Source organism: Catenulispora pinistramenti (genome assembly GCF_018274385.1).
GTDB lineage: Bacteria > Actinomycetota > Actinomycetes > Streptomycetales > Catenulisporaceae > Catenulispora > Catenulispora pinistramenti.
On the sequence record NZ_JAAFYZ010000197.1, the window covers coordinates 1 to 20,982 of the forward strand.

At 71.7% G+C, this 20,982-nt stretch carries 19 protein-coding genes; 1 reads left to right on the forward strand and 18 read right to left on the reverse strand.

The window, feature by feature from the left end:
- Window positions 1–55: 55 nt before the first annotated feature.
- From KGQ19_RS37520 to dtd, 18 genes are all read right to left on the reverse strand, one after another.
- Window positions 56–706: an L-threonylcarbamoyladenylate synthase gene (locus KGQ19_RS37520; RefSeq protein WP_212018277.1), complete on the reverse strand. Its 651-nt coding sequence runs from the start codon at window positions 704–706 to the stop codon at window positions 56–58.
- Window positions 707–815: 109 nt separating this feature from the next.
- A complete protein-coding gene (gene prmC / locus KGQ19_RS37525; RefSeq protein WP_230420038.1) occupies window positions 816–1,667 on the reverse strand; it encodes a peptide chain release factor N(5)-glutamine methyltransferase in 852 nt (283 codons plus the stop codon).
- Between the two features lie 127 nt (window positions 1,668–1,794).
- The gene (prfA, locus tag KGQ19_RS37530; protein ID WP_212018280.1) at window positions 1,795–2,865 is read right to left on the reverse strand and encodes a peptide chain release factor 1; all 1,071 of its coding nucleotides are present in this window, start codon (window positions 2,863–2,865) and stop codon (window positions 1,795–1,797) included.
- Window positions 2,866–2,971: 106 nt separating this feature from the next.
- Window positions 2,972–3,190 (reverse strand): 50S ribosomal protein L31, encoded by a 219-nt coding sequence (rpmE, locus tag KGQ19_RS37535; RefSeq protein ID WP_212018282.1) that lies wholly within the window; start codon window positions 3,188–3,190, stop codon window positions 2,972–2,974.
- Window positions 3,191–3,306: 116 nt separating this feature from the next.
- The gene (locus tag KGQ19_RS37540; RefSeq protein WP_212018284.1) at window positions 3,307–4,095 is read right to left on the reverse strand and encodes an alpha/beta hydrolase family protein; all 789 of its coding nucleotides are present in this window, start codon (window positions 4,093–4,095) and stop codon (window positions 3,307–3,309) included.
- A gap of 48 nt (window positions 4,096–4,143) precedes the next feature.
- Window positions 4,144–6,147, reverse strand: coding sequence for a transcription termination factor Rho (rho, locus tag KGQ19_RS37545; RefSeq protein ID WP_212018286.1), 2,004 nt, complete (start codon window positions 6,145–6,147; stop codon window positions 4,144–4,146).
- 379 nt (window positions 6,148–6,526) lie between these two features.
- Window positions 6,527–7,573 carry a homoserine kinase gene (thrB, locus tag KGQ19_RS37550; RefSeq protein WP_212018288.1) on the reverse strand — a complete coding sequence of 349 codons (1,047 nt, stop codon included), beginning with the start codon at window positions 7,571–7,573 and terminating at the stop codon, window positions 6,527–6,529.
- Window positions 7,574–7,625: 52 nt separating this feature from the next.
- Window positions 7,626–8,681, reverse strand: coding sequence for a threonine synthase (gene thrC / locus KGQ19_RS37555; protein ID WP_212018290.1), 1,056 nt, complete (start codon window positions 8,679–8,681; stop codon window positions 7,626–7,628).
- A gap of 32 nt (window positions 8,682–8,713) precedes the next feature.
- Window positions 8,714–10,009 (reverse strand): homoserine dehydrogenase, encoded by a 1,296-nt coding sequence (locus KGQ19_RS37560; RefSeq protein WP_212018292.1) that lies wholly within the window; start codon window positions 10,007–10,009, stop codon window positions 8,714–8,716.
- Window positions 10,010–10,143: 134 nt separating this feature from the next.
- Complete coding sequence (gene lysA / locus KGQ19_RS37565) at window positions 10,144–11,541, reverse strand: diaminopimelate decarboxylase (RefSeq protein WP_212018294.1); 1,398 nt, start codon at window positions 11,539–11,541, stop codon at window positions 10,144–10,146.
- Between the two features lie 35 nt (window positions 11,542–11,576).
- Window positions 11,577–13,256, reverse strand: coding sequence for an arginine--tRNA ligase (gene argS / locus KGQ19_RS37570; RefSeq protein WP_212018297.1), 1,680 nt, complete (start codon window positions 13,254–13,256; stop codon window positions 11,577–11,579).
- A gap of 80 nt (window positions 13,257–13,336) precedes the next feature.
- Complete coding sequence (locus KGQ19_RS37575) at window positions 13,337–13,735, reverse strand: response regulator transcription factor (RefSeq protein WP_212018299.1); 399 nt, start codon at window positions 13,733–13,735, stop codon at window positions 13,337–13,339.
- Between the two features lie 30 nt (window positions 13,736–13,765).
- Window positions 13,766–15,304, reverse strand: a complete 1,539-nt coding sequence (locus tag KGQ19_RS37580; protein ID WP_212018302.1) for an HAAS signaling domain-containing protein — start codon at window positions 15,302–15,304, stop codon at window positions 13,766–13,768.
- Window positions 15,301–15,636, reverse strand: a complete 336-nt coding sequence (locus KGQ19_RS37585) for a PadR family transcriptional regulator (protein WP_212018304.1) — start codon at window positions 15,634–15,636, stop codon at window positions 15,301–15,303. The genes KGQ19_RS37580 and KGQ19_RS37585 overlap by 4 nt, the downstream gene beginning before the upstream one ends.
- Window positions 15,637–15,838: 202 nt before the next feature.
- Window positions 15,839–16,318, reverse strand: coding sequence for a hypothetical protein (locus tag KGQ19_RS37590; protein ID WP_212018306.1), 480 nt, complete (start codon window positions 16,316–16,318; stop codon window positions 15,839–15,841).
- Window positions 16,319–16,430: 112 nt separating this feature from the next.
- Window positions 16,431–18,110, reverse strand: a complete 1,680-nt coding sequence (locus KGQ19_RS37595) for a DUF885 domain-containing protein (protein WP_212018308.1) — start codon at window positions 18,108–18,110, stop codon at window positions 16,431–16,433.
- Window positions 18,111–18,130: 20 nt separating this feature from the next.
- On the reverse strand, window positions 18,131–19,372 hold the full coding sequence (locus KGQ19_RS37600) for a S8 family serine peptidase (protein ID WP_212018310.1): 1,242 nt from the start codon (window positions 19,370–19,372) through the stop codon (window positions 18,131–18,133).
- Between the two features lie 151 nt (window positions 19,373–19,523).
- Window positions 19,524–19,970, reverse strand: a complete 447-nt coding sequence (gene dtd / locus KGQ19_RS37605; protein WP_212018312.1) for a D-aminoacyl-tRNA deacylase — start codon at window positions 19,968–19,970, stop codon at window positions 19,524–19,526.
- 44 nt (window positions 19,971–20,014) lie between these two features.
- On the opposite strand from dtd, the gene KGQ19_RS37610 reads away from it, so the two are divergent.
- Window positions 20,015–20,881 carry an alanyl-tRNA editing protein gene (locus KGQ19_RS37610; protein ID WP_212018314.1) on the forward strand — a complete coding sequence of 289 codons (867 nt, stop codon included), beginning with the start codon at window positions 20,015–20,017 and terminating at the stop codon, window positions 20,879–20,881.
- The last annotated feature ends 101 nt before the right edge of the window (window positions 20,882–20,982 follow it).

A 20,982-nucleotide genomic window follows, 5' to 3' on the forward strand; every position in this document is an offset into this window, starting at 1 on the left:
GTCCGTCCCCTGCTTCCCCACCCTGATCCCTCCCAGCGCCCTCGGATGTCGGCGACTACTCGGCCCGGGTCAGCGTCGGGGCCACTTCGCGCAGCTGGTCGAAGGTGAGGGCGCCTTCGCGCAGCAGGAGCGGGGCGGTGCCGGTGACGTCGACGATGGAGCTGGCGCCGCCTTCGCCGCCGACCTTGCCGGCGTCGAGGTAGACCGAGACCGAGTCGCCGAGTTGGTCCTGGGCCTCCACCGCGGTCTGCGCGGCCGGCATGCCGGTCTTGTTGGCGCTGGAGACGGCCATCGGGCCGGTCTCGGTGAGCAGTTCGATGGCCACCGGGTGCAGCGGCATGCGGACCGCGACGGTGCCGCGGGTCTCGCCGAGGTCCCAGGTCAGGGTGGGCTGGTGCATCGCCACGATGGTCAGGCCGCCGGGCCAGAAGGCGTCGACCAGCTCCCAGCCCACCGAGGGCATGCCGGCCACCAGGCCGTGCAGGGTGGCGGGCGAGGGGACCAGCACCGGGCTCGGCATCGCCGGCCCGCGGCCCTTGGCCTCCAGCAGCGCCCGCACGGCCCAGTTGGTGAACGCGTCGGCCCCGATGCCGTAGAGCGTGTCGGTCGGCAGCACCACCAGCTCCCCGCGCCGGACGGCACTGGCCGCCTCCCGCAGACCGGTCTTGCGCTGCTCGGGGTCGGTGCAGTCGAAACGGCGGCTCATGGGGCGTGAGTCTACTGTCCGGCGGGGGGTGCGTGGTTCAAAGCCGGTAACGTCCCCCCGCGTGCGGTGACCGGGGACCCGGGAGGGCCCGGAATCCGCCGGCCGCGCCTCAGCCCTTGCGGGCCGTCACGAACCGCGGCCGGTTCGTCAGGTCCCGGTGGTCCGAGGCCTCGGCCCAGCCCCGCTCCTCCAAGAAGATGCGCTGCACCTCGCCGCCCTGCTTGTCCGAGTGCTCGAACGCGGTCCAGCCGCCGGACTTGAGCAGGCGCTGCGCCGTGCGCTCCAGGCCGCGGATCAGGTCCAGGCCGTCGGGGCCGGAGAAGAGCGCGAGTTCCGGGTCGTGGTCGCGGGCTTCGGGGGCGACGTACTCCCACTCGGTCAGCGGGATGTAGGGCGGGTTGCAGACCACGACGTCCACTCGGCCGTCGAGTTCCGGCAGCGCCGTGACCGCGTCCGCGAGGTGCAGCGTCACCCGCTCCCCGGCCTCGGACGCCGCGATGTTGCGCGAGGCCCAGGTGTAGGCGTCGTCCGACAGCTCCACGGCGTGGACCCGGGCCCGCGGGACCTCCTGCGCTATCGACAGCGCGATCGCCGCGGAGCCGGTGCACAGGTCGACGATCAGCGGTTCGGCGACGTCCAGCGCCCGCAGCTTGTCGATGGCCCAGCCGACCATCACCTCGGTCTCCGGACGCGGGACGAAGACCCCGGGGCCGACCGCCAGCTCCAGGTACCGGAAGTACGCCGCGCCGGTGATGTGCTGCAACGGCTCGCGGTTCGCGCGGCGGGCGATGACCTCCCAGTACCGGGCGTCGAAGTCGTGGTCGGGAACCGTGTGCAGCTCCGCGCGGCGGACGTCGTGCACCCAGGCCGCCAGTTCCTCGGCGTCATGGCGCGGCGAACCGACGCCGGCCTCGGCCAGCCGCAGCGACGCCTGCGCGATCTCGGCGCGCAGCAGCGACAACGGCTTCGCGGCGCCGGGCGCCGACTGCCCGCCCGCCGCCACCGGCTGCCCGGTCGCGGGCTGCTGCCCGGCCGCCGTCGGTTCCTCTGCCACCGGAGTGGTATCGCTCACCGGTCCGCCCGCCGTCTCAGTTGCCCCCGGCCGCGAGCTTCGCGGCGGTGTCCGCGTCGACGCAGGCCTGGATCACCGCGTCCAGGTCGCCGTCGAGCACCTGGTCCAGGTTGTACGACTTGTAGCCGACCCGGTGGTCGCTGATGCGGTTCTCCGGGAAGTTGTAGGTGCGGATGCGCTCGGAGCGGTCGACCGTGCGGATCTGCGACTTGCGCGCGTCCGAGGCCTCCTTGTCGGCCTCCTCCTGGGCCACCGCCAGCAGGCGGGCCCGCAGGATGCGCATCGCCGACTCCTTGTTCTGCAGCTGCGACTTCTCGTTCTGGCAGCTGACCACGACGCCGGTCGGCAGGTGCGTGATGCGGACCGCGGAGTCGGTGGTGTTCACCGACTGCCCGCCCGGGCCGGAGGAGCGGAAGACGTCGATGCGCAGGTCGTTGGGATTGATCTCGACCTCGACGTCCTCGGCCTCGGGCAGCACCAGGACGCCGGCCGCCGAGGTGTGGATGCGGCCCTGCGACTCGGTGACGGGGACCCGCTGCACGCGGTGCACGCCGCCCTCGTACTTCAGCCGGGCCCAGACGCCCTCGCCGGCCTCGTTCACCCGGCCCTTGACCGCCACCTGGACGTCCTTGTAGCCGCCGAGGTCGGACTCGGTCGACTCCAGGACCTCGGTCTTCCAGCCCTGACGCTCGGCGTAGCGCATGTACATGCGCAGCAGGTCGCCGGCGAACAGCATCGACTCCTGGCCGCCCTCGCCGCCCTTGATCTCCAGGATGACGTTCTTCTCGTCCATCGGGTCGCGCGGGATCAGCAGCTTGTGCAGCCGCTCCTCGAGCACCGTGCGGCGCTCCTGCATCCCGGGGATCTCCTCGCCGAAGGCGGGGTCCTCGGTGGCCAGTTCCTCGGCGGCGGTGATGTCCTCGCCGACGCTCTGGTACTCGCGGTAGGTCTCGGCGATCGGGCCGAGTTCGGCGTAGCGCTTGCCGAGTTTGCGCGCGACGTCCTGGTCAGCGTGGACGGACGGGTCCGCCAGCTTCGTCCCCAGCTCGGCGTACTCGGCGAGCAGGTCGTCGATGACCTCGAACATGTCACGTCCTCAAGTAGCTGCCAGCAAAACCCGACCCCCCACAAACGCGACGGCGGCGCCGGAGCCAGCGGACCTGGGGTCCACGGCACCGGCGCCGCCGCACGCGCTACTTGCTGGCGTCCTTCTTACCGAAACGAGCCTCGAAGCGGGCCACGCGGCCGCCGGTGTCGAGGATCTTCTGCTTGCCGGTGTAGAACGGGTGGCACTGCGAGCACACCTCGGCGTGGATCACGCCGTTCGGGGCAGTGCTGTGGGTCTGGAACGTGGCGCCACAACCGCAGGTCACGGTCGTGACCTGATAGCTCGGGTGGATGTCAGGCTTCATTTGGAGCTCCTTGGGGTCAGTGGCCGCCGGGTCTCCATCGTCTGGGGTGAACCGGGACCGACGAACCATCTTAACGGCAGCCGGGGGGTGCTTATTCCACCCCTGGTCAGGCCCGGTCAGGCCGACGGGGTCAGGACCCGCGCCAGGAAACCCAGGGTGCGCGCCCAACTGTCGTGCGCGGGGTCCAGCACGGCGCGGTGGGCCATCCCGGCGAACTCCGCGAGTTCGACCTGGTCCCCGGCCTCGCGGGCCGCCTCGGCGAAGTTCCGCGACTGGGAGATCGGGACCCGCTCGTCCTCGTCGCCGTGCACCAGCAGCAGCGGGGTCTCCAGTGGGAGCAGCGCCGACGGCGAGGTCGCCGCGTAGCGGTCCGGGACCTCCTCGGGGGTGCCGCCCAGGAACTCCACGGCGGCCGGGACGTCCAGGACCCCCAGGCCCTCGCGCGCCGAGCCCACGCCGAGCCGCTCGTGGGCCGCGTCGTAGAGGTTCGCCACGCCGGCCTGCGAGACCGCGGCGCGGACCTGGAACTCCGAGGCCAGCCACAGCGCGAGGTGGCCGCCGGCCGAGTGGCCGACCAGGGCCGTGCGGTCGGTGTCCAGCGGGAAGTCGGCGGACAGGGCGCCCAGTTGGTCCAGGGAGGCCGAGACGTCGTCCAGGGTGACGCGCCAGGCCTCGCCGCCCCCGCCGTCGCCGACCCGGCGGTAGTCGATGTTCCACGCCGCGAACCCGCGCTCGGCCAGATCCTCGGCCAGCGGTTCCATCAGCTCGCGGTCGAAAGGAGTGCGCCAGAACCCGCCGTGGATCAGCACCACGATCGGGAACGGTCCCTCGCCGTCCGGCACGAACAGGTCGGCGACCTGGGAGGGATGCGGTCCGTACGGATGAGTGGCCGGGGTGATCGTCACCCCGGCCACCTTACTTAATTCCGGTCGAAACCGTTACTCCTGAACGGTTTACTCCTGAGGACCGACCGCGGTCTTCTGGATGGTCATCAGGAACTCGGCGTTCGACTTGGTCTTCTTCATCCGGTCCAGCAGGAGCTCCATCGCCTGCTGCTGGTCCAGCGCGTGCAGCACCCGGCGGAGCTTCCAGACGATGCTGAGCTCCTCGGCGCCGAGCAGCAGCTCTTCCTTGCGGGTGCTCGACGGGTCGACGTCGACCGCCGGGAAGATGCGCTTGTCGGCGAGCTTGCGGTCCAGCCGCAGCTCCATGTTGCCGGTGCCCTTGAACTCCTCGAAGATCACCTCGTCGAGGCGGGAGCCGGTCTCCACCAGGGCGGTGGCCAAGATGGTCAGCGAGCCGCCGTTCTCGATGTTGCGCGCCGCGCCGAAGAACTTCTTCGGCGGGTACATCGCCTGGCTGTCCATACCGCCGGTGAGGATACGGCCGGAGGCCGGGGCGCTGGTGTTGTAGGCGCGGCCCAGGCGGGTGATCGAGTCCAGCAGGATCACCACGTCGTGGCCGAGCTCCACCAGCCGCTTGGCCCGCTCGATGGCCAGCTCGGCGACCGTGGTGTGGTCCTCGGCCGGACGGTCGAAGGTCGAGGCGATGACCTCGCCCTTCACCGAGCGCTGCATGTCGGTGACCTCTTCGGGCCGCTCGTCCACCAGCACCACCATCAGGTGGCACTCGGGGTTGTTCTGGGTGATCGCGTTGGCGACGGCCTGCATGATCATGGTCTTGCCGGTCTTCGGCGGGGCCACGATCAGACCGCGCTGGCCCTTGCCGATCGGCGCGATCATGTCGATGATGCGCGTGGTGAGGATCCCGGGCTCGGTCTCCAGGCGGAGCCGGTCCTGCGGGTACAGCGGAGTCATCTTGGTGAACTCCGGGCGCTGCCGGGCGGCTCCGGGCTCCAGGCCGTTGATCGAGTCCAGCCGCACCAGGGCGTTGAACTTCTCGCGGCGCTCGCCGTCCTGCGGGGCCCGGATCACGCCGGTGACCGCGTCGCCCTTGCGCAGACCGTTCTTGCGCACCATGGCCAGCGAGACGTAGACGTCGTCGGGGCCGGGCAGGTAGCCCGAGGTCCGCACGAAGGCGTAGTTGTCCAGGATGTCGACGATGCCGCCGACCGGGATCAGGACGTCGTCGTCGCTGATCGTGGTGTCGACGTCGCCGCCGCCCTCGTTGCGGCTGCCGCGGTTGCGGCGGTTCTGCCGGTCCTCGCGGTTGCGGTTGCGGTCCCGGGTGCGGCGGTTGCCGCGGCGGTCGTCGAAGTCGTCGCCGGAGTTCTGGTTCTGGTTGCCGCCGCCGGAGCCTTGGCTGGAGCTCTGCTGTCCGGAACCCTGCTGTCCGGAGCCCTGCTGTCCGGAGCCCTGCTGACGGTCGCCCTGACGCTCGCCGGCGCCGTCGCGGCCGCCCCGGTCGCCGCGCTCCCGGCGGTTGTTGTTGTTCCGCTCCCGGCGGCCCCGCTGCTGGTCACCGTCGCCCTGGCCGGAGCCGGACTGGCCGGACTCGGCGGTGGCGGTGGCCGCGGCGGCCGTCGCAGGGGCCTGACCCTCGGCGGTGGCCACGGCGCTCTCGGCGGCCTTGGCGGCGCGCTCGGCGCGCTCCGGGCGGTCGGCGGCGCGCTCGGCACGGTCGGCGCGCTCAGCACGCGCCGCCGGCTCGGCCGCGGCCTTCTCGACCCGCTCGCGCTGCGGCTGCTCGGGGATGTCGGCGCGGACGTCAGAGCCCTGCACCTGGGCGGCGGCCTTCTCGACCGCGGCGGCGGTGCGGCTGGTGCGGCGCGCGGTGGTCCGCGCGGGCGCCGCCGCGGCGGCGGGCTCGGCCTTGCCGGCCCCGCCGTTCTTCTCCTGAATTGCCTCGACGAGCTGGCCCTTGCGCATCCGCGCGGTGCCGGTGATCCCCAGGCTCACGGCGTACGCCTGAAGCTCGGGGAGCAGCATCGAGGACAACCCCTTGCCGGCGCGCCCGGCGGGGGCGGTGGCGGGGGATTCAGTCGTGGTGTCGCTCACGAAGCGATCCTTCCTGGTCGCCGACCGCGCTGAGTACTCCGTGGAGGACCACTTCGAGCCGGGGACAGGTGCTGGTTGTGAAGAGCTGTGTTGAATTTGGAACCAAAGCCGCGATACAGGTACCCGCACGTGACCGACGCTGTGTTTGACACATTCGACACAGGTCAGTCGCGGATGCTTTCACACGGGGATACCTAGACCGCACTCGCGCGAAGTTCCGCCGCCGACGGTCGTGCCCGCCAAGGGAGGAGGAGTCGCGCTGTCGCTCACCAGTGGAGACGTAGGTGCTCGACAGGAGAGTAACACCTCGTGGTGGTCAACGGGACGCCGAGCTGTGCGCCGTCCCAAGGAAAACCATACGCGGGCGCTGCTCTCATGTTCACAGTCCCCCGTGGCGTGGGTTTGAATCCTTGCCGATATCCGTACCGATATTTGTACCGATATCTGTGCCGGAATCCATTCCGCGCCCCGCGCCTTCGGTCGCGTTCAAGGATACCGCACCGGCGGCGTCGACGGCGAGGCCGAGCGCCCGCCAGCCGGCCGGGGCGGCCGCGGTACCGACCTTGATCACCGCCTCCACCTGGTCTTCCGTCGTCAGAACCAGAACGGTCGGACCGGCGCCGGAGACCACCGCGGCGTGCCCGGCGGCCCGCAGTTCGGCGATCAGCGCGGCCGCCCCCGGCATGGCCGGTGCGCGGTAGTCCTGGTGCAACCGGTCCTGCGTCGCGGCCAGCAGCAGGTCGGCGCGGCCCTGGGTGAGCGCGGCGGTCAGCAGCGCGGTCCGGCCGGCGTTGCGCGCGGCGTCGGCGTGCGGGACCAGCTTGGGCAGCAGAGCGCGCGCGACCTCGGTCGACAGCCCCGCCTCCGGGACGAACGCCACGGCCCGCACCGATTCGGCGGGCTCCACCCGCAGCACCCGCGCGGTGTCGGCGGCGGCGTCGGAGATTTCACCCGCTTGGTCCAACCAGGCGATGGTGAAGCCGCCGCGCAGACAGGCCGCCACGTTGTCCGGATGGCCCTCCAGCTCGGCGGCCAGTTGGAACACCTCGTCATCGGACAGCGTCGCGCCGACGGTCAGCGCCCGGGCCGCCACGATCCCGGCGCAGATCGCCGCCGCCGAGGAGCCCAGGCCCCGGGCGTGCGGGATCCGGTTGGCGCAGACCAGCTCCAGCCCGGGCGGGCGGGCCCCGAGCCGGTCGAACGCGGCGCGCATGGCCCGCACCACCAGGTGCCCCTCGTCACGGGCGACCGTGTCGGCGCCCTCCCCCGCGACGTCCACCCGCAGCCCGGCGTCGGCTATCCGGACCATCACCTCGTCGTACCACCCGAGCGCCAGGCCCAGGGAGTCGAAGCCGGGTCCGAGGTTCGCGCTGGTGGCCGGGACGCGGACGCGCACCGGGGCGGCTCGGAAGACAGGGCTCGGCATTGTGCTCCGTTCGTGCTGAGGGATCGAGCGCTCAGCTATATCAGAACATTCCTTAGGTGAGGCTGAGAGCCTCGGCCACCGCCGTCACCTCGGCCGGCACCGGATCCGGCAGCGGCGGCGCGGCCTTGACCGCCCACTCAGGGTCCTTCAACCCGTGCCCGGTGACCGTGATGACGATCCGCTGCCCGGCCTCCAGCCGGCCGGCCTGAGCCGACTTGAGGATGCCCGCGACGCCCGCGGCCGAGGCCGGCTCGACGAACACGCCCTCCTCGGCCGACAGCACCCGGTGCGCGGCCAGGATCTCCTCGTCGGTCACCGCCTCGATGACACCGCGGGAGGCCTCGCGCGCGGCGACGGCCAGATCCCACGACGCCGGGTTGCCGATCCGGATGGCGGTGGCGATGGTGTCCGGGTGCTCGACCGGCGCGCCGTGCACCAGCGGAGCGGCGCCGGCGGCCTGGAAGCCGAACATCCGCGGGGTCCGCGTCGCCGGACCCTCCTTCGCGTACTCCTGATAGCCGAGCCAGTACGCGGAGATGTTCCCGGCGTTCCCGACCGGCAGGGCGTGGATGTCCGGCGCGTCGCCGAGGACGTCGACGATCTCGAACGCGGCCGTCTTCTGGCCCTGCAGCCGCACCGGGTTCACCGAGTTCACCAGCGCGACCGGGTACTTGGCCGCCAACTCGCGGGCCAGCCGCAGGCAGTCGTCGAAGTTGCCCTCGACCGGCAGCTGGGTCGCGCCGTGCGCCAGCGCCTGGGCCAGCTTGCCCAGCGCGATCTTGCCGGCCGGCACCAGGACCACCGGCTTGAGCCCGCCGCGCACCGCGTAGGCGGCGGCCGAGGAGCTGGTGTTGCCGGTGGAGGCGCAGACCACGGCCTCGGCCCCGGCCTGCTTGGCCAGCGAGATCGCGGTGGTCATGCCGCGGTCCTTGAACGAGCCGGTCGGGTTCATGCCCTCGACCTTGACGAACACCTCGCACCCGGTGAGCGCGGACAGCCGGGGCGCCGGCAGCAGCGGCGTGCCGCCCTCGCCCAGCGTGACCACGGGCGTGCCGGCGTCGACCGGCAGCCACTGTCGGTACTCCTCGATCACGCCTCGCCAAGCCATGTCCGCCAGCTCCTCTTATTCATGGGGAGGGATTATTCGGATTCCACACGCATGACGCTGGACACGTCACGTACATAGTCGAGCGCCCGCAGCCGGGCCACGGTCGCGGTCAGTGCCGCGTCCGGGGCCAGGTGCGTCACGATCACCAGCTGGGCGTCCAGGCCGCGCCCGGACTGCCGCACCGTGGCGATCGATACGTCCTGTTCCGCGAAGATACCGGCCACCGCCGACAGGACGCCCGGCTTGTCGTCCACGTCCAGGCTGATGTGGTAGCGGGTCTTGGCCTCGCCGACCGGCCGCACGGTCAGCCCGGCGTACGCCGACTCCCCGGGCCCGCGCGATCCGGTCACCTTGTTCCGGGCGATCGCCACCAGGTCGCCGAGCACCGCCGAGGCGGTCGGGGCGCCGCCGGCACCGGGGCCGTAGAACATCAGCTGCCCGGCCGCCTCGGACTCGATGAACACCGCGTTGTAGGCCTCGCGCACGCCGGCCAGCGGATGGCTGCGCGGGATCATCGCCGGGTGCACCCGCGCCGAGACCTTGCCGGCCACCGGGTCCACCTCGCAGATGGCCAGCAGCTTCACCACCGAGTTCATCGCCCGGGCCGAGGCGATGTCCGCCGCGGTGACCTCGGTGATGCCCTCGCGGTACACGTCGGAGGCGGTGACCCGGCTGTGGAAGGCCAGCCCGGCCAGGATCGCGGCCTTGGCGGCGGCGTCGAAGCCCTCGACGTCGGCGGTCGGGTCGGCCTCGGCGTAGCCCAGCGCGGTGGCCTCCTCCAGCGCCTCGCTGAAGCCGGCGCCGGTGGTGTCCATCCGGTCCAGGATGAAGTTGGTGGTGCCGTTGACGATGCCCAGGACCCGGTGCACCCGGTCCCCGACCAGCGACTCGCGCAGCGGGCGCACCAGCGGGATGGCGCCGGCGACCGCGGCCTCGTAGTAGAGGTCGGCGCCGTGTTTCTCGGCGGCCTGATACAGCCTCGCGCCTTCCTCGGCGAGCAGCGCCTTGTTCGCCGACACCACGGACTTGCCGGACTCCAGCGCGGCCAGGATCAGCGCGCGCGAGGGCTCGATCCCGCCGATGACCTCGATGACCAGGTCGATGTCGTCCCGTTTGACCAGCGCCTCGGCGTCCGTGGTGAACAGTCTCGGGTCCACCCCGGGCACCTCGCGGGTCCGGTTCGGGCGGCGCACGGCGATCCCGGCCAGCTCCAGCGGGGCCCCGACCCGCGCGGCCAGGTCGGCGGCGTTGGCCGTCATCAGGCGCGCGACTTCCGAGCCGACTACCCCACAGCCCAGCAGTGCCACCTTCAGCGGCTCAGTACGCATCGCAAACCCCATCGCCTCGATCGGTGCCGTACGCATCGGCGAGCACGGCACGGTGTCCTGTCAGTCTGGCCGAATCCCACTCCTCGACAACCCGTGGTCCGGGATGTGGAATATGCGAGCGTACTAGCAACCGGCTAGCCCAGGTCCAGCCCGAGCAGGTCGTCCTCGGTCTCACGGCGCACGATGACCCGCGCCGCGCCGTCCTTCACCGCGATGACCGGCGGCTTGAGCAGGTGGTTGTAGTTGCTGGCCATCGAGCGGCAGTAGGCCCCGGTCGCGGCCACCGCCAGCAGGTCGCCGGGCGCGGTGTCGCCGGGCAGCCAGGCGTCGCGCACCACGATGTCGCCGGACTCGCAGTGCTTGCCGACCACCCGGGTCAGCGCCGCCTCGGCCCGGCTGGCCCGGCTGACCAGCGAGACCGTGTACTCGGCGTCGTAGAGCGAGGTGCGGATGTTGTCGGACATGCCGCCGTCCACCGAGACGTAGGTGCGCAGGCCGGGCAGCGGCTTGACGGTGCCGACCTCGTAGAGCGTGATCCCGGGGGGACCGGCGATGGCCCGGCCGGGCTCGACGGACAGCCGCGGGTGCGCCAGCCCGGCGGCGTCGCACTCCCGGGCCACGATCTCCTTCAGCCGGGCCGCGATCTCGGCGACCGGCGCCGGGTCGTCGGCCTCGGTGTAGGCGATGCCCAGCCCGCCGCCGAGGTCCAGCTCGGGCAGCTCGATCCCGTGGTCCCGCCTGATCGCGGCCAGCGCCTCGGTCAGCCGGTGCGCGGCCACCTCGAACCCGGCGGTGTCGAAGATCTGACTGCCGATGTGCGAGTGCAGCCCGGTCAGCTCCAGGTGCTCGGCGTGCTTCAGGATGCGCGTGACGGCCTCCGCCGCCGCGCCGCCGGCCAGCGAGAAGCCGAACTTCTGGTCCTCGTGCGCGGTGGCGATGAACTCGTGGGTGTGCGCCTCGACGCCGGCGGTCACCCGCACCATGACCCGCTGCCGGACGCCCCGGTCGGCGGCGATGGCCGCCAGTCGCTCTATCTCGTCGTGCGAGTCGACGATGATCCGGCCGACCCCGGCGTCCACCGCGCGCTCCAGCTCGGCGACGGACTTGTTGTTGCCGTGGAAGCCCAGACGGCTCGCGGGAAACCCGGCGCGCAGCGCGACCGCCAGTTCGCCGCCGGAGCAGACATCGAGGTGCAGCCCCTCGTCCGCCGCCCACTTGGCGATGGCCACCGACAGGAAGGACTTGCCCGCATAGAAGACGTCGGCGTCCGCACCGAACGCCTCGACCCACTCCCGGGCCCGGCGCCGCCAGTCGTCCTCGTCGATCAGGTACGCCGGGGTGCCGTACTCCCGCGCCAGCTCCCGGACGTCGGCCCCGGCGAAGCTGAGCGCGCCGGAGTCGGCGTCGCGCGCCACCCCGCCGGGCCAGATCTTCCGGTCCAGCCGGTTGACGTCCGCCGGGGCGGCGCCGTGGCCGCCCTCGGGCAGGACGTCGGCGTAGCGGGGCCCGGCGGGGTGCGCGCTTCTGCTCATGGACCGAGAGTGTTCCCTACTTCAGGTCCGATTTGTCACATGCGCTCAGGTGCCGAGACGCCGAGGAGGTCCAGGCCGTTGCGCAGGACGGTCTGGGTGGCCTCCAGCAGCCACAGGCGCGCGCGGTTCAGCTCGGTCGGCTTCTCATCGCCGATCGGCAGAATGCGGCAGTCCTTCTTCTCCGACTGCCAGCCGTGGTACTTCTTCGCCAGATCCTCGAGGAAGTGCGCCACCTTGTGGACTTCGCGCTGCCCCGCTGCCTGAGCGATGACGCGCGGGAACTCGGCGAGCGCCGCGAGCAGCTCCTCCTCGCGGGGGTGGACGAGAAGCTTGGGGTCGAAGTCCTCGGCCGCGCCCTTGTCGAGGCCGAGCTCCGCGGCGTTGCGCTTGACCGCGCAGGTGCGGGCGTGTGCGTACTGGACGTACCAGACCGGGTTCTCGGGAGCGTTGGTCGTGAGCAGGTCCACGTCCAGCACCAGCTCGTTGTCGGTCGAGGACCGCGCCAGCGCGTACCGCGCCGCGTCCACCCCGATCAGCTCGATCACGTCGTCCAGCGTGACGATGTTCCCGGTCCGCTTGGAGAGCTTGACCTCCTCGCCGTCCTTCACCATCTTCACGAACTGGCCGATCAGGACCTCGATGTCCTGCTCCGGGTCGTCGCCGGAACAAGCGGCCAGCGCCTTGAGCCGGCCGACGTAGCCGTGGTGGTCGGCGCCGAGCATGTAGATGCACGGCGAGAATCCGCGGTCCCGCTTGTCCAGGTAGTACGCGCAGTCGGCGGAGAAATAGGTGCGCTCGCCGTTGGAGCGCACGATGACCCGGTCCTTGTCGTCGCCGAAGTCGGTGGTGCGCAGCCAGACCGCGCCGTCCTGCTCGAAGACGTGCCCCTGCTCGGCGAGCCGGTCGGCGACGCCCTCGACGGCGCCGGAGTCGTGCAGCGAGCGCTCGGAGAACCAGACGTCGAAGTGCGTGCGGAACTTCTCCAGCGACTCCTGCTGGAGCCGCAGCTGGAGCTTGTACCCGGCGGTGCGGAAGGCCTCGACCTGCGCCTCCTGCGGCATCTGGGTCAGGACCGGGTGCTCCGCGAGGATGACCTCAGCCAGATCCTTGATATACGCACCCTCATACAGGCCCTGCCCGCCGGGCACGTCCTGCCCGTTCGCCCGCAACGCCAGCGACAGGCCGAAGTTGTTCATCTGGTTGCCGGCGTCGTTGATGTAGAACTCGCGGGTGACGTCGGCACCGGCGGCCTCCAGCAGCCGGCCGAGCGCGTCGCCGACCGCTGCCCACCGGGTGTGGCCCAGGTGCAGCGGGCCGGTCGGGTTGGCCGAGACGAACTCCAGGTTCACATTCTGGCCGACGAAGGTCTGGCTCCGGCCGTAGGCCGCGCCCTGCTCGACGATGGTCTTGGCCACCTCGCCGGCCGCGCCGGCGGCCAGCTTCAGGTTCAGGAACCCGGGTCCGGCGATGTCGACGCCCGCGATCCCCTCGACCTTGCGCAGCCGGTCCGCGAGCAGTTCGGCCAGCGCGCGCGGCGGCATGCCGGCGGCCTTGGTCAGCTGGAGGGCGACGTTGGTGGCGTAGTCGCCGTGGTCGCGGTTCTTCGGTCGCTCGACGGTCACGGTCGCCGGGACCGCGCTCAGGGTCAGCGCGCCGTCGGCGACGGCGGCGTGCACGGTGTCGAGGACGGCCTGGGAAAGCTGCTCGGGAGTCACCCGGTCAAGATTACGGGACCGGGATCCCCACGCCGCGCGGGTTACCGCGGCGGCCTATGTCGGCGGCCTATGTCGGCGGCCTACGCCCACGGCCCGCCCGGGCACGCCAGCGCCCGCACCGTGTCCACCAGATCCACCGGCTCGAACGGCTTGGTGATGTAGGCGTCGGCCCCGGCCGACTCGCCGCGCCGCCGGTCCTCCGGCAGCGCCGCGGCCGTCACCACGACCACCCGGGGCCGGCCCAGCGCCGGATCCCGCTTGAGCCGGCGCAGGACGTCCAGCCCGCCGGGGCCGGAATCCGCGAGCAGCAGGTCCAACGTGACCACGTCGGCGCCCGGCACCAACTCCAGGCACCGGGCGCCCGAGGCGGCCTCGGCGACCTCGAAGCCTTCCAGCTCCAGGTTGATCCGGATCAGGGCCCTGATCGCATCGCTGTCGTCGACCACGAGGACCCGCGCGGGGCCGCCGGTAGTTGTCACGGGCCCACCGTAGCGGGCGTGTGTGAAGAGCTAGTGTGTCGCGCCCGGCGGATTCGGGGTCGACGGGAGCGCGGGGGTGGTGTGCGCTCCGCTGACGTCACCGGGTGTGTTCGGCGCCGACGGCGAGGTGGGCGGCGGAGTAGGGGATGTCGGGGTGGTCGGGGCGCCGCCCGAAGACGTGGTGGGTGTGGCCGGTGTCGGGCCCGGCGTGGAGGCCGAGCCTGACGGTGTGGAGCCAGACGGTGTCGAGCCAGACGGTGTCGCAGAGCCCTGTGGCGCACCCGCGTCCGGTTGGTGGCTCAGGCCGCCTTGGGGAACGGTCACCGCCGGCGGCGGGACCACCACGAAGTGAAGGCCGCCGTCGTCTTCAAACTGCCGTTCCAGCAGCTGCTGCGGATAAGCGTTGGGAACGAGTTGGCCGTGGGCGTCGAACCACACCTGGCCGTCGGCCCGGCTGTTGCCATTGCCGTCCGCGCCCGGCGAGGTGATCACCGGCTGACCGTCCTGGTCGTAGACCAGCACACCGGCGAGCGGCTTGCCACTTTCGTCGTAGACGTACAAGTTCGTGATCGGCTTGCCGGCTTCACTGAGCCCCGCCTGCGGCTCCGGCGCCTGCGCCTGCGCCTGCATCTGTGCGGACGCGTTGTTAAAGGACGCCGTGTTGCCGTCGTCGTTCTCGTTGTGGACAGCCGAAAGCGCCATGCCGACCGTGAACACCACCGCCGCGCCCTGGCCCACCAGCATCAGCCGGCGCGGCCACCCGCCCTCGTAGTTCCGTCGGCCCACGTATACCGAGGCCGGGATCGCAGCCAACAGACACATGGTGCCGATCAGCGTGCTGTAGCCGACGCGCGGGATCAGCGAGAAGCCCTGCCAGGTGTCGACGTCCGTCGTCATCACTTGCAGCGCCCGCACCGCGACCCACGCACGCAACACCCACCAGGCGGGCCGCAGCGAGGGCAGGAAGTCCAGGACCGCGACCCCGGCCGGATTCAGCCGGATCCGCCGCTCGGCCTCGGCCACCAGGTTCCGCGCACTGGCCCGCAACACACGGGTCCACGACATCGCGGCGCCCGCCGCGGACTTCGTGCCGCCCGAGCCGTTCCCCTCGCCCGGCTCGGGCAGTCCCGCGGCCTGTCGCAGCTCCCTGGCATACACCGCCGGCGCACCGAGCCGCTGCCGCAGCGTCCCGGTCCCCTCGGCCGCGACCTCGCGCAGGTGGTCCTCAAGGTCCTCCAACAGTTCGGCGCTCTCGGCGGCCGGGAGGTCGGCGAACTGCGCCCGCACCTCGGCCGCGTAGCCCGCCACCTCGTCGCCGCGGGCGCTGCTGCTCCGGGCACTGGATCCTTCACCGCCGCGGCTGCTGCTCCGGCCATCCGAGTCATCAGCACCGTTACTGAAGCTCGCGCCGCCGGAGTCACCGCTTCGGCCACCGAAGCCCTCGCCGCCGAGGCCGCCGCTTCGACCGCCGGATCCTTCGCCGCCGCTGCTCCGTTCCTCGGCTCCGTCGGCTCCGCGGCCGTCGTCCGCGCTACCGCCGCCCAACCCCTCGAACCCCTGGGAACTCATACCCGATCTCCCCTCTCCGCTCCGAGCAGCCGGTCCATGACCCCGGCGAACACCCGCCACGTCGCCGTGGACTCCTTAAGTTGGGCCCGCCCGCTGGCGTTCACCCCGTAGTACTTGCGGTGCGGCCCCGACTCCGAGGGCACCACGTAACTCGTCAGATATCCGTTGGCGTACAAGCGCCGCAGCGTGCCGTAGACCGACGCGTCGCCGATGTCCTCGAACCCCGCGACCCGCAGCCTGCGGACGATGTCGTAGCCGTAGCCGTCCTCGTCGACCAGGACCGCGAGCACCGCCGAGTCCAGGACGCCTTTGAGCAGTTGTGTGGAATCCATCGCCCCTCCTGTGCGGACCACAGTACTACACACTGCACAGTAGTGCGGGAAGAAAAAGAGCCCGGATTTGAGAATCCGGGCTCTGCGGTCGTAGAGGCGGATCAGCCCACTGAGTCAGCCCATCGGGTCGGCGGCCATGTCAGCCGACCGTGTCAGCTCACTACCTGACCGGCCCTGGACGCCGCCCCCTCGCCTTGCCGGATCAGCCAGTCCACGTGCTCCCGGCCGCGGAAGCCACCGATCTTCGCGCAGATCGCGAGGTCGATCCGCGACTGCTCGGCGGGCGGGATGTCCGGCGGCGGTGTCCCGGTGTCGCCGAGGGCGCGTCCGTCCAGTAGTCAAGCTTCTGCGGCGACACCCGCTGCCCCGGGCCGCCGGACATCGGATACGGCCAGACCATCAGCCGGGACTCGCCATCCAGGAACGCGCGATGCGTCACGCCTTCGAACCCTGCGAAACGACCGTTCGGCGGCAGGTTCTCCGGCGGCGTCCTGTCGTATCCGAAGGTCGCGCGCAGCACCGCCACCGAGCCGCGGCCGCCGAGATGCTCGTCCAGCACCGCCCGACCGCCGAAGGACCGTGGATCGAAACGCCCGCCGAACGCGGACGTGTCGTTCGCCAAGGAGTACTCGGCCGCTTCCTCATTGACCAACGCCGCGAACCGGGCCACCACCGCCGCCATCCCGACTCCCCCTTCGTCGGATGGCCCCCGACGCTAGAACACCGGATGCCCCCGGTCAACGTGGGCCGGGGGCATCGGATACTTGATATCAGTGCCGTGAATACAGCCGCGACTACAGCCGCTCCAGCGCCTCGCGCAGCGGCTTGAGCCCGATCGAGCCGAGGTCCAGAGCCTGCCGGTGGAAGGTCTTCAGGTCGAAGTCGGCGCCCTTGCGCGCCTTGGCGTCGTCCCGCGCCTGGAGCCAGATCCGCTCGCCGATCTTGTACGCCGGCGCCTGTCCCGGCCAGCCGAGGTAGCGGTCCAGCTCGAAGGCGAGCTGCGCCTCGGTGGTGTTGACGTTCGCCGTCATGTACTCCCAGCCCAGTTCCGGAGTCCAGCGCCGGCCGCCGTGGTCGACGCCGTTGCCGAAGTCGGTCCCGGCCGGGATCTCGAACTCCATGTGCATGCCCAGGTCCACGACCACCCGCACGGCGCGCATCATCTGGCCGTCGAGCATGCCCAGCTTGTCCCCCGGGTCGGCCAGGTAGCCGAGGTCGTCCATCAGCCGCTCGGCGTACAGCGCCCAGCCCTCGCCGTGGCCGGAGACCCAGCACATCGAGCGCTGCCAGCGGTTCAGCACGTCCTTGCGGTACGCGGTCTGCGCGCACTGCAGGTGATGGCCCGGGACGCCCTCGTGGTAGACCGTCGTGGTCTCGCGCCAGGTGGCGAACTCGGTCTGGCCCTCGGGCACGGACCACCACATGCGGCCGGGCCGCGCGAAGTCCTCCGACGGCGGCGTGTAGTACATGACGCCGTCGTGGGTCGGGGCGATCATGCACTCCAGCCGGCGCACCGGCTCGGGGATGTCGAAGTGGACGTCGGCCAGCGCCTCGACGGCGGCGTCGGACTTCTCCTGCATCCAGGCCCGGAAGTTGTCCGCACCGGCGATCTGCCGCGCCGGGTCGGCGTCCAGGGCGGCCAGCGCCTCCTTCAGCGAGCCGCCGGGCACGATGCGCTCGGCGGTCGCGTTCATCTCGGCACGCAGCCGGGCCACCTCGTCCAGGCCCCAGTGGTACGTCTCCTCCAGATCGATGACGTCACCGAGGAACTCGCGCGAGGCACGCTGGTAGCGCTCGCGGCCGACGGCGTCCTTCTCCGGCGCGGTGGCCAGCAGCTGCTCGGTGAGGAAACGGCCGAAGTCGGCGGTCGCGGCGGCGGCGGCCTCGGCGCCGCGGTCCAGGTCGCCGCGCACCGCGCCGCCGGCCCCCGTGCGCTGGACCAGACCGGTCCAGAAGTTCTCAGCACCCAGCTCGCCGTTCCAGTCCTTCGCCTGCTTCGCACAGGCCAGCACCTGGCGCCGGGCCGAGGTGCGGCCCTTGGCCGCGGAGTCGGCCAGCGTCGCCTTCAGCTGCTCCAGCGCGGCCGGCACGGCCGCCAGGCGCTTGGCGATGTTCGCGTGGTTCTCCTCACCCTCGGTGCTCATCTGGTCGAACACCGAGCGCACCGCCTGCATCGGGCTGGCGAGCACGTTCAACGAGGAGGTGTCGTCGCCGGCCTCGTAGGTCTCGACGGCGAGCGCCAGCCGCTCCTGCATGGCCTCCTTGGCCACGCGTTCGTTCTCATCAGCGGACTCCAGGGCCCGGATCGCCGCGAGGGTGGACGCCGTCAGCGTGTTGCGCTCGGCGAAGCCATCCAGGGAGTAGTCGGTGAGCTCGTGGTCATGCCCGGTGACACCTAGGTCGGTCGCGAACTGCGGGTCCAGTTCGACGTAGCGGGCGACATAGTCTTCGGCGATTTCGTTGATGGAGGTCACGGGGCCGACCCTATGTCACCTCATACTCCGGCGCGCGAGCCCTTTAGCCGCCCCCGGCGCGAGGCGACCACAGCCACCGGCGCGGCCAGCGCGAGCACTCCGGCCGCGCTCGCCGCGAGGGCGATCCGGGACGCGCTCCGGTCGTGGCCGGGCACGGCGGCCTCGGCCGGCGAGACGATGACCCCGGGGCCGACCGACGGATCCGGGCGCGCCTCATTCGGCAGGTCCTGGCTCACGGCGCGATAGGGGTCGACGACTCCGTAGCCGGTTGCCGGGTTCAGCGTGGCCGAGGTGGCGGCCGGGGCCGGGGCCGCCGGATCCGCCGCCGGCTGGTCGGCCGTCGCCTCCAGTCGCCGCACCACCTGCCAGTTGTGCAGGGTCGGCCGGTCGGACAGGACCAGGGCCGCGACGCCGGAGACGAACGGCGCGGCCAGACCGGGGCCGGCCAGCGTCGTGAGCCCTTCCGAGTACCCGGCCAGCGGAACGGTCAGCGGCCCACCCGGCGCCGAGACCATGACCCCGTTCCCGTGCGGCAACGCCTTGCCCGTGCGGTCGACCCCGCCGACGGCCAGCACCCCCGGCAGCGCCGCCGGATACGTCTTCGGCCCCGGTCCGACCGCGGCGACGATCAGCACGTCGCTGGCGAGCGCGTTCTGCACCGCCACGCGCAGTTCGGGCGAGTCCTCGGTGACACCGATCGAGATGTTGATGACGCGGGCCCCGGCCGCGGTCGCGGTGCGGATCGCGTCGGCCAGCTTCACAGAACTGCCGGGCGTGTCCGCGGTGTAGGTCTGGCGGATCGGCAGGATCTGGGCCTCGGGCGCGACGCCGGTGAAGCCGAACAGCCCGTTCTGCTTCCCGGCGATGATGGCCGCGACCGCGGTCCCGTGGCCGTCGCAGTCGTAGTCGGCCTCGCCGCCGGGGTCGACGACGCTCGGGCCGGGCAGCACCGCGTCCGGCGCGAACACCGGGTTCGACGGATCGACGCCGGTGTCGAGGACCGCGACCGTGACGCCCTTGCCGCGGGTCAGGAACCAGACGCCGGCCTGGCCCAGGCCGAGTTGCTGCTGCGGCCACAGCAGATCCGGATCGGCGTCGCCGGGCGGGAGGTTCGGCGCGGGCGGCGCGGTGGCGCAGTGGACGGCGCCTTCGGCGGAGACGCCGCCGGAGAGCTGGTCGGCGCGCGCCGTCATGGTCGCGGCCAGGAAGCAGCCGATCGTCAGCACCGAAACGGTCAGTCTGCGCGGGGTACGTCTCATCATGACCTCAGCCCTCGCCGAAGAAGACGCCAGGAAGTGCAAGGAAATCCCGCGACCAGGGCGTGATTGTCGATGATGATATAGAGCCGGGGCCCGGCCGAACAGACCCCGTCACCAAGTGGTGAGCAGGTACTTCCCCACCTTTACGGAAATCTCAGATCTCGACGATGACGGTGAAAGGACCGTCATTGACGAGCGCCACTTTCATATCCGCCCCGAACCGTCCGGTCTCCACCTTCGCGCCGAGCCCCCGCAGCTCGGCGACCACCGCGTCGACCAGCGGCTCAGCGACCGGACCGGGCGCCGCGGCGCTCCAGGTGGGCCGGCGGCCCTTGCGCGCGTCGCCGTAGAGCGTGAACTGGCTGATCACGAGCAGTGGCGCACCGGAGTCGGAGCAGGACACCTCGCTGCCCGGCTCGCCGCTCTCGCCCTCGAACAGGCGCAGACCCCAGAGCTTGCGCGCCAACCGCGCGGCCTTGGCCTCTGTGTCGTCATGGGTGACCCCGACCAGAACCGCGAGCCCCGGCCCCTCGATCGCCCCGACCACCTCGCCGGCCACCGTCACCGACGCCTCGCTCACTCTCTGGACCACCGCGCGCATGCGCCTATTCTCTCCCGCGCCGCCCCCGATGAGACGATGGCGCCATGGCAGACCTGACCACCACCCACGTCACCTTCCCCGCCGGCGCCACCACCGGGACCGCGACCGTCCTGGCCGTGCGGCCGCTGCCGGCCGGCACCGGCGTGATCGTCGGCAGCACCCCGTTCCACCCTCTGGACCACAGCTGGCCGGACCAGCCCGGCGACACCGGCGCGCTGGCCGCCGACGGGGTGGAGTACGCGGTGACGGACTGCCTGACCGGCGGCGTCGGCCCCGACGGCGAGTTCGCGGTCGGCACCGACATCCCGGTCCGGCGGGGCGATGAGAGCTGGCAGTGGCTGGCCGTCCACGTCCTCGACGGCACCGAGGCACCGGCCCCCGGCACAACGATCGAACTGCGCGTGGACGAAGCCCGCCGCGCGGCCCTGTCCGCCGCGCACACCGGCTGCCACCTGATGGCCCTGGCCCTGAACGAGGCCCTGGCCGACCGCTGGCGCAAGGAAGCCCGCACCGACGGCCTGGACCACCCGGACTTCGACAGCCTGGCGATGGACACCTCGCGTATCGGCCTGGACGCCAGCACCGACCGCTACCGCCTCGGCAAATCGCTCCGTAAGAAGGGCTTCGACCCCGAAGGGCTGCGCGAGGCCCTGCCGGAGCTGACGGCGAAGATCAACGCCCGGCTGGCCGAGTGGCTGGGCCAGGACGCGCCGGTGCGTATCGACACCCCGGGACCGGAACTGACGGCCCGGCGGCAGTGGGTCTGCGAGCTGCCGGAGCGCACGATCGAGATCGCCTGCGGCGGCACGCACTTGCACCGGCTCGGGGAGCTGGCGGCGCTGACCGCCGAGCTGACGCTGTCGGAGGACGGGACCGAGTTGGTGGTAGTGACGACGCCGAAGCGGGGGTGAGCCCCTAGCCCTCAGGCCTCAAGCCCCAGCCCCCAGCCCTCGGCCCTCAGCAAGCCGCCGCTTCCGCCTCGATCGCGCCGCCGCCCACCCGGCCCACCGCC

Coding starts and splice junctions, on each gene's coding strand:
- thrB (WP_212018288.1), bottom strand. CDS start 7,573: ATGCCGAGCCCTGTCTTCCGAGCCGCCCCGGTGCGCGTCCGCGTCCCG.
- dtd (WP_212018312.1), bottom strand. CDS start 19,970: ATGCGCGCGGTGGTCCAGAGAGTGAGCGAGGCGTCGGTGACGGTGGCC.
- thrC (WP_212018290.1), bottom strand. CDS start 8,681: ATGGCTTGGCGAGGCGTGATCGAGGAGTACCGACAGTGGCTGCCGGTC.
- KGQ19_RS37585 (WP_212018304.1), bottom strand. CDS start 15,636: ATGGATTCCACACAACTGCTCAAAGGCGTCCTGGACTCGGCGGTGCTC.
- KGQ19_RS37580 (WP_212018302.1), bottom strand. CDS start 15,304: ATGAGTTCCCAGGGGTTCGAGGGGTTGGGCGGCGGTAGCGCGGACGAC.
- KGQ19_RS37520 (WP_212018277.1), bottom strand. CDS start 706: ATGAGCCGCCGTTTCGACTGCACCGACCCCGAGCAGCGCAAGACCGGT.
- KGQ19_RS37610 (WP_212018314.1), top strand. CDS start 20,015: ATGGCAGACCTGACCACCACCCACGTCACCTTCCCCGCCGGCGCCACC.
- KGQ19_RS37590 (WP_212018306.1), bottom strand. CDS start 16,318: ATGGCGGCGGTGGTGGCCCGGTTCGCGGCGTTGGTCAATGAGGAAGCG.
- rpmE (WP_212018282.1), bottom strand. CDS start 3,190: ATGAAGCCTGACATCCACCCGAGCTATCAGGTCACGACCGTGACCTGC.
- prfA (WP_212018280.1), bottom strand. CDS start 2,865: ATGTTCGAGGTCATCGACGACCTGCTCGCCGAGTACGCCGAGCTGGGG.
- KGQ19_RS37600 (WP_212018310.1), bottom strand. CDS start 19,372: ATGATGAGACGTACCCCGCGCAGACTGACCGTTTCGGTGCTGACGATC.
- KGQ19_RS37560 (WP_212018292.1), bottom strand. CDS start 10,009: ATGCGTACTGAGCCGCTGAAGGTGGCACTGCTGGGCTGTGGGGTAGTC.
- lysA (WP_212018294.1), bottom strand. CDS start 11,541: ATGAGCAGAAGCGCGCACCCCGCCGGGCCCCGCTACGCCGACGTCCTG.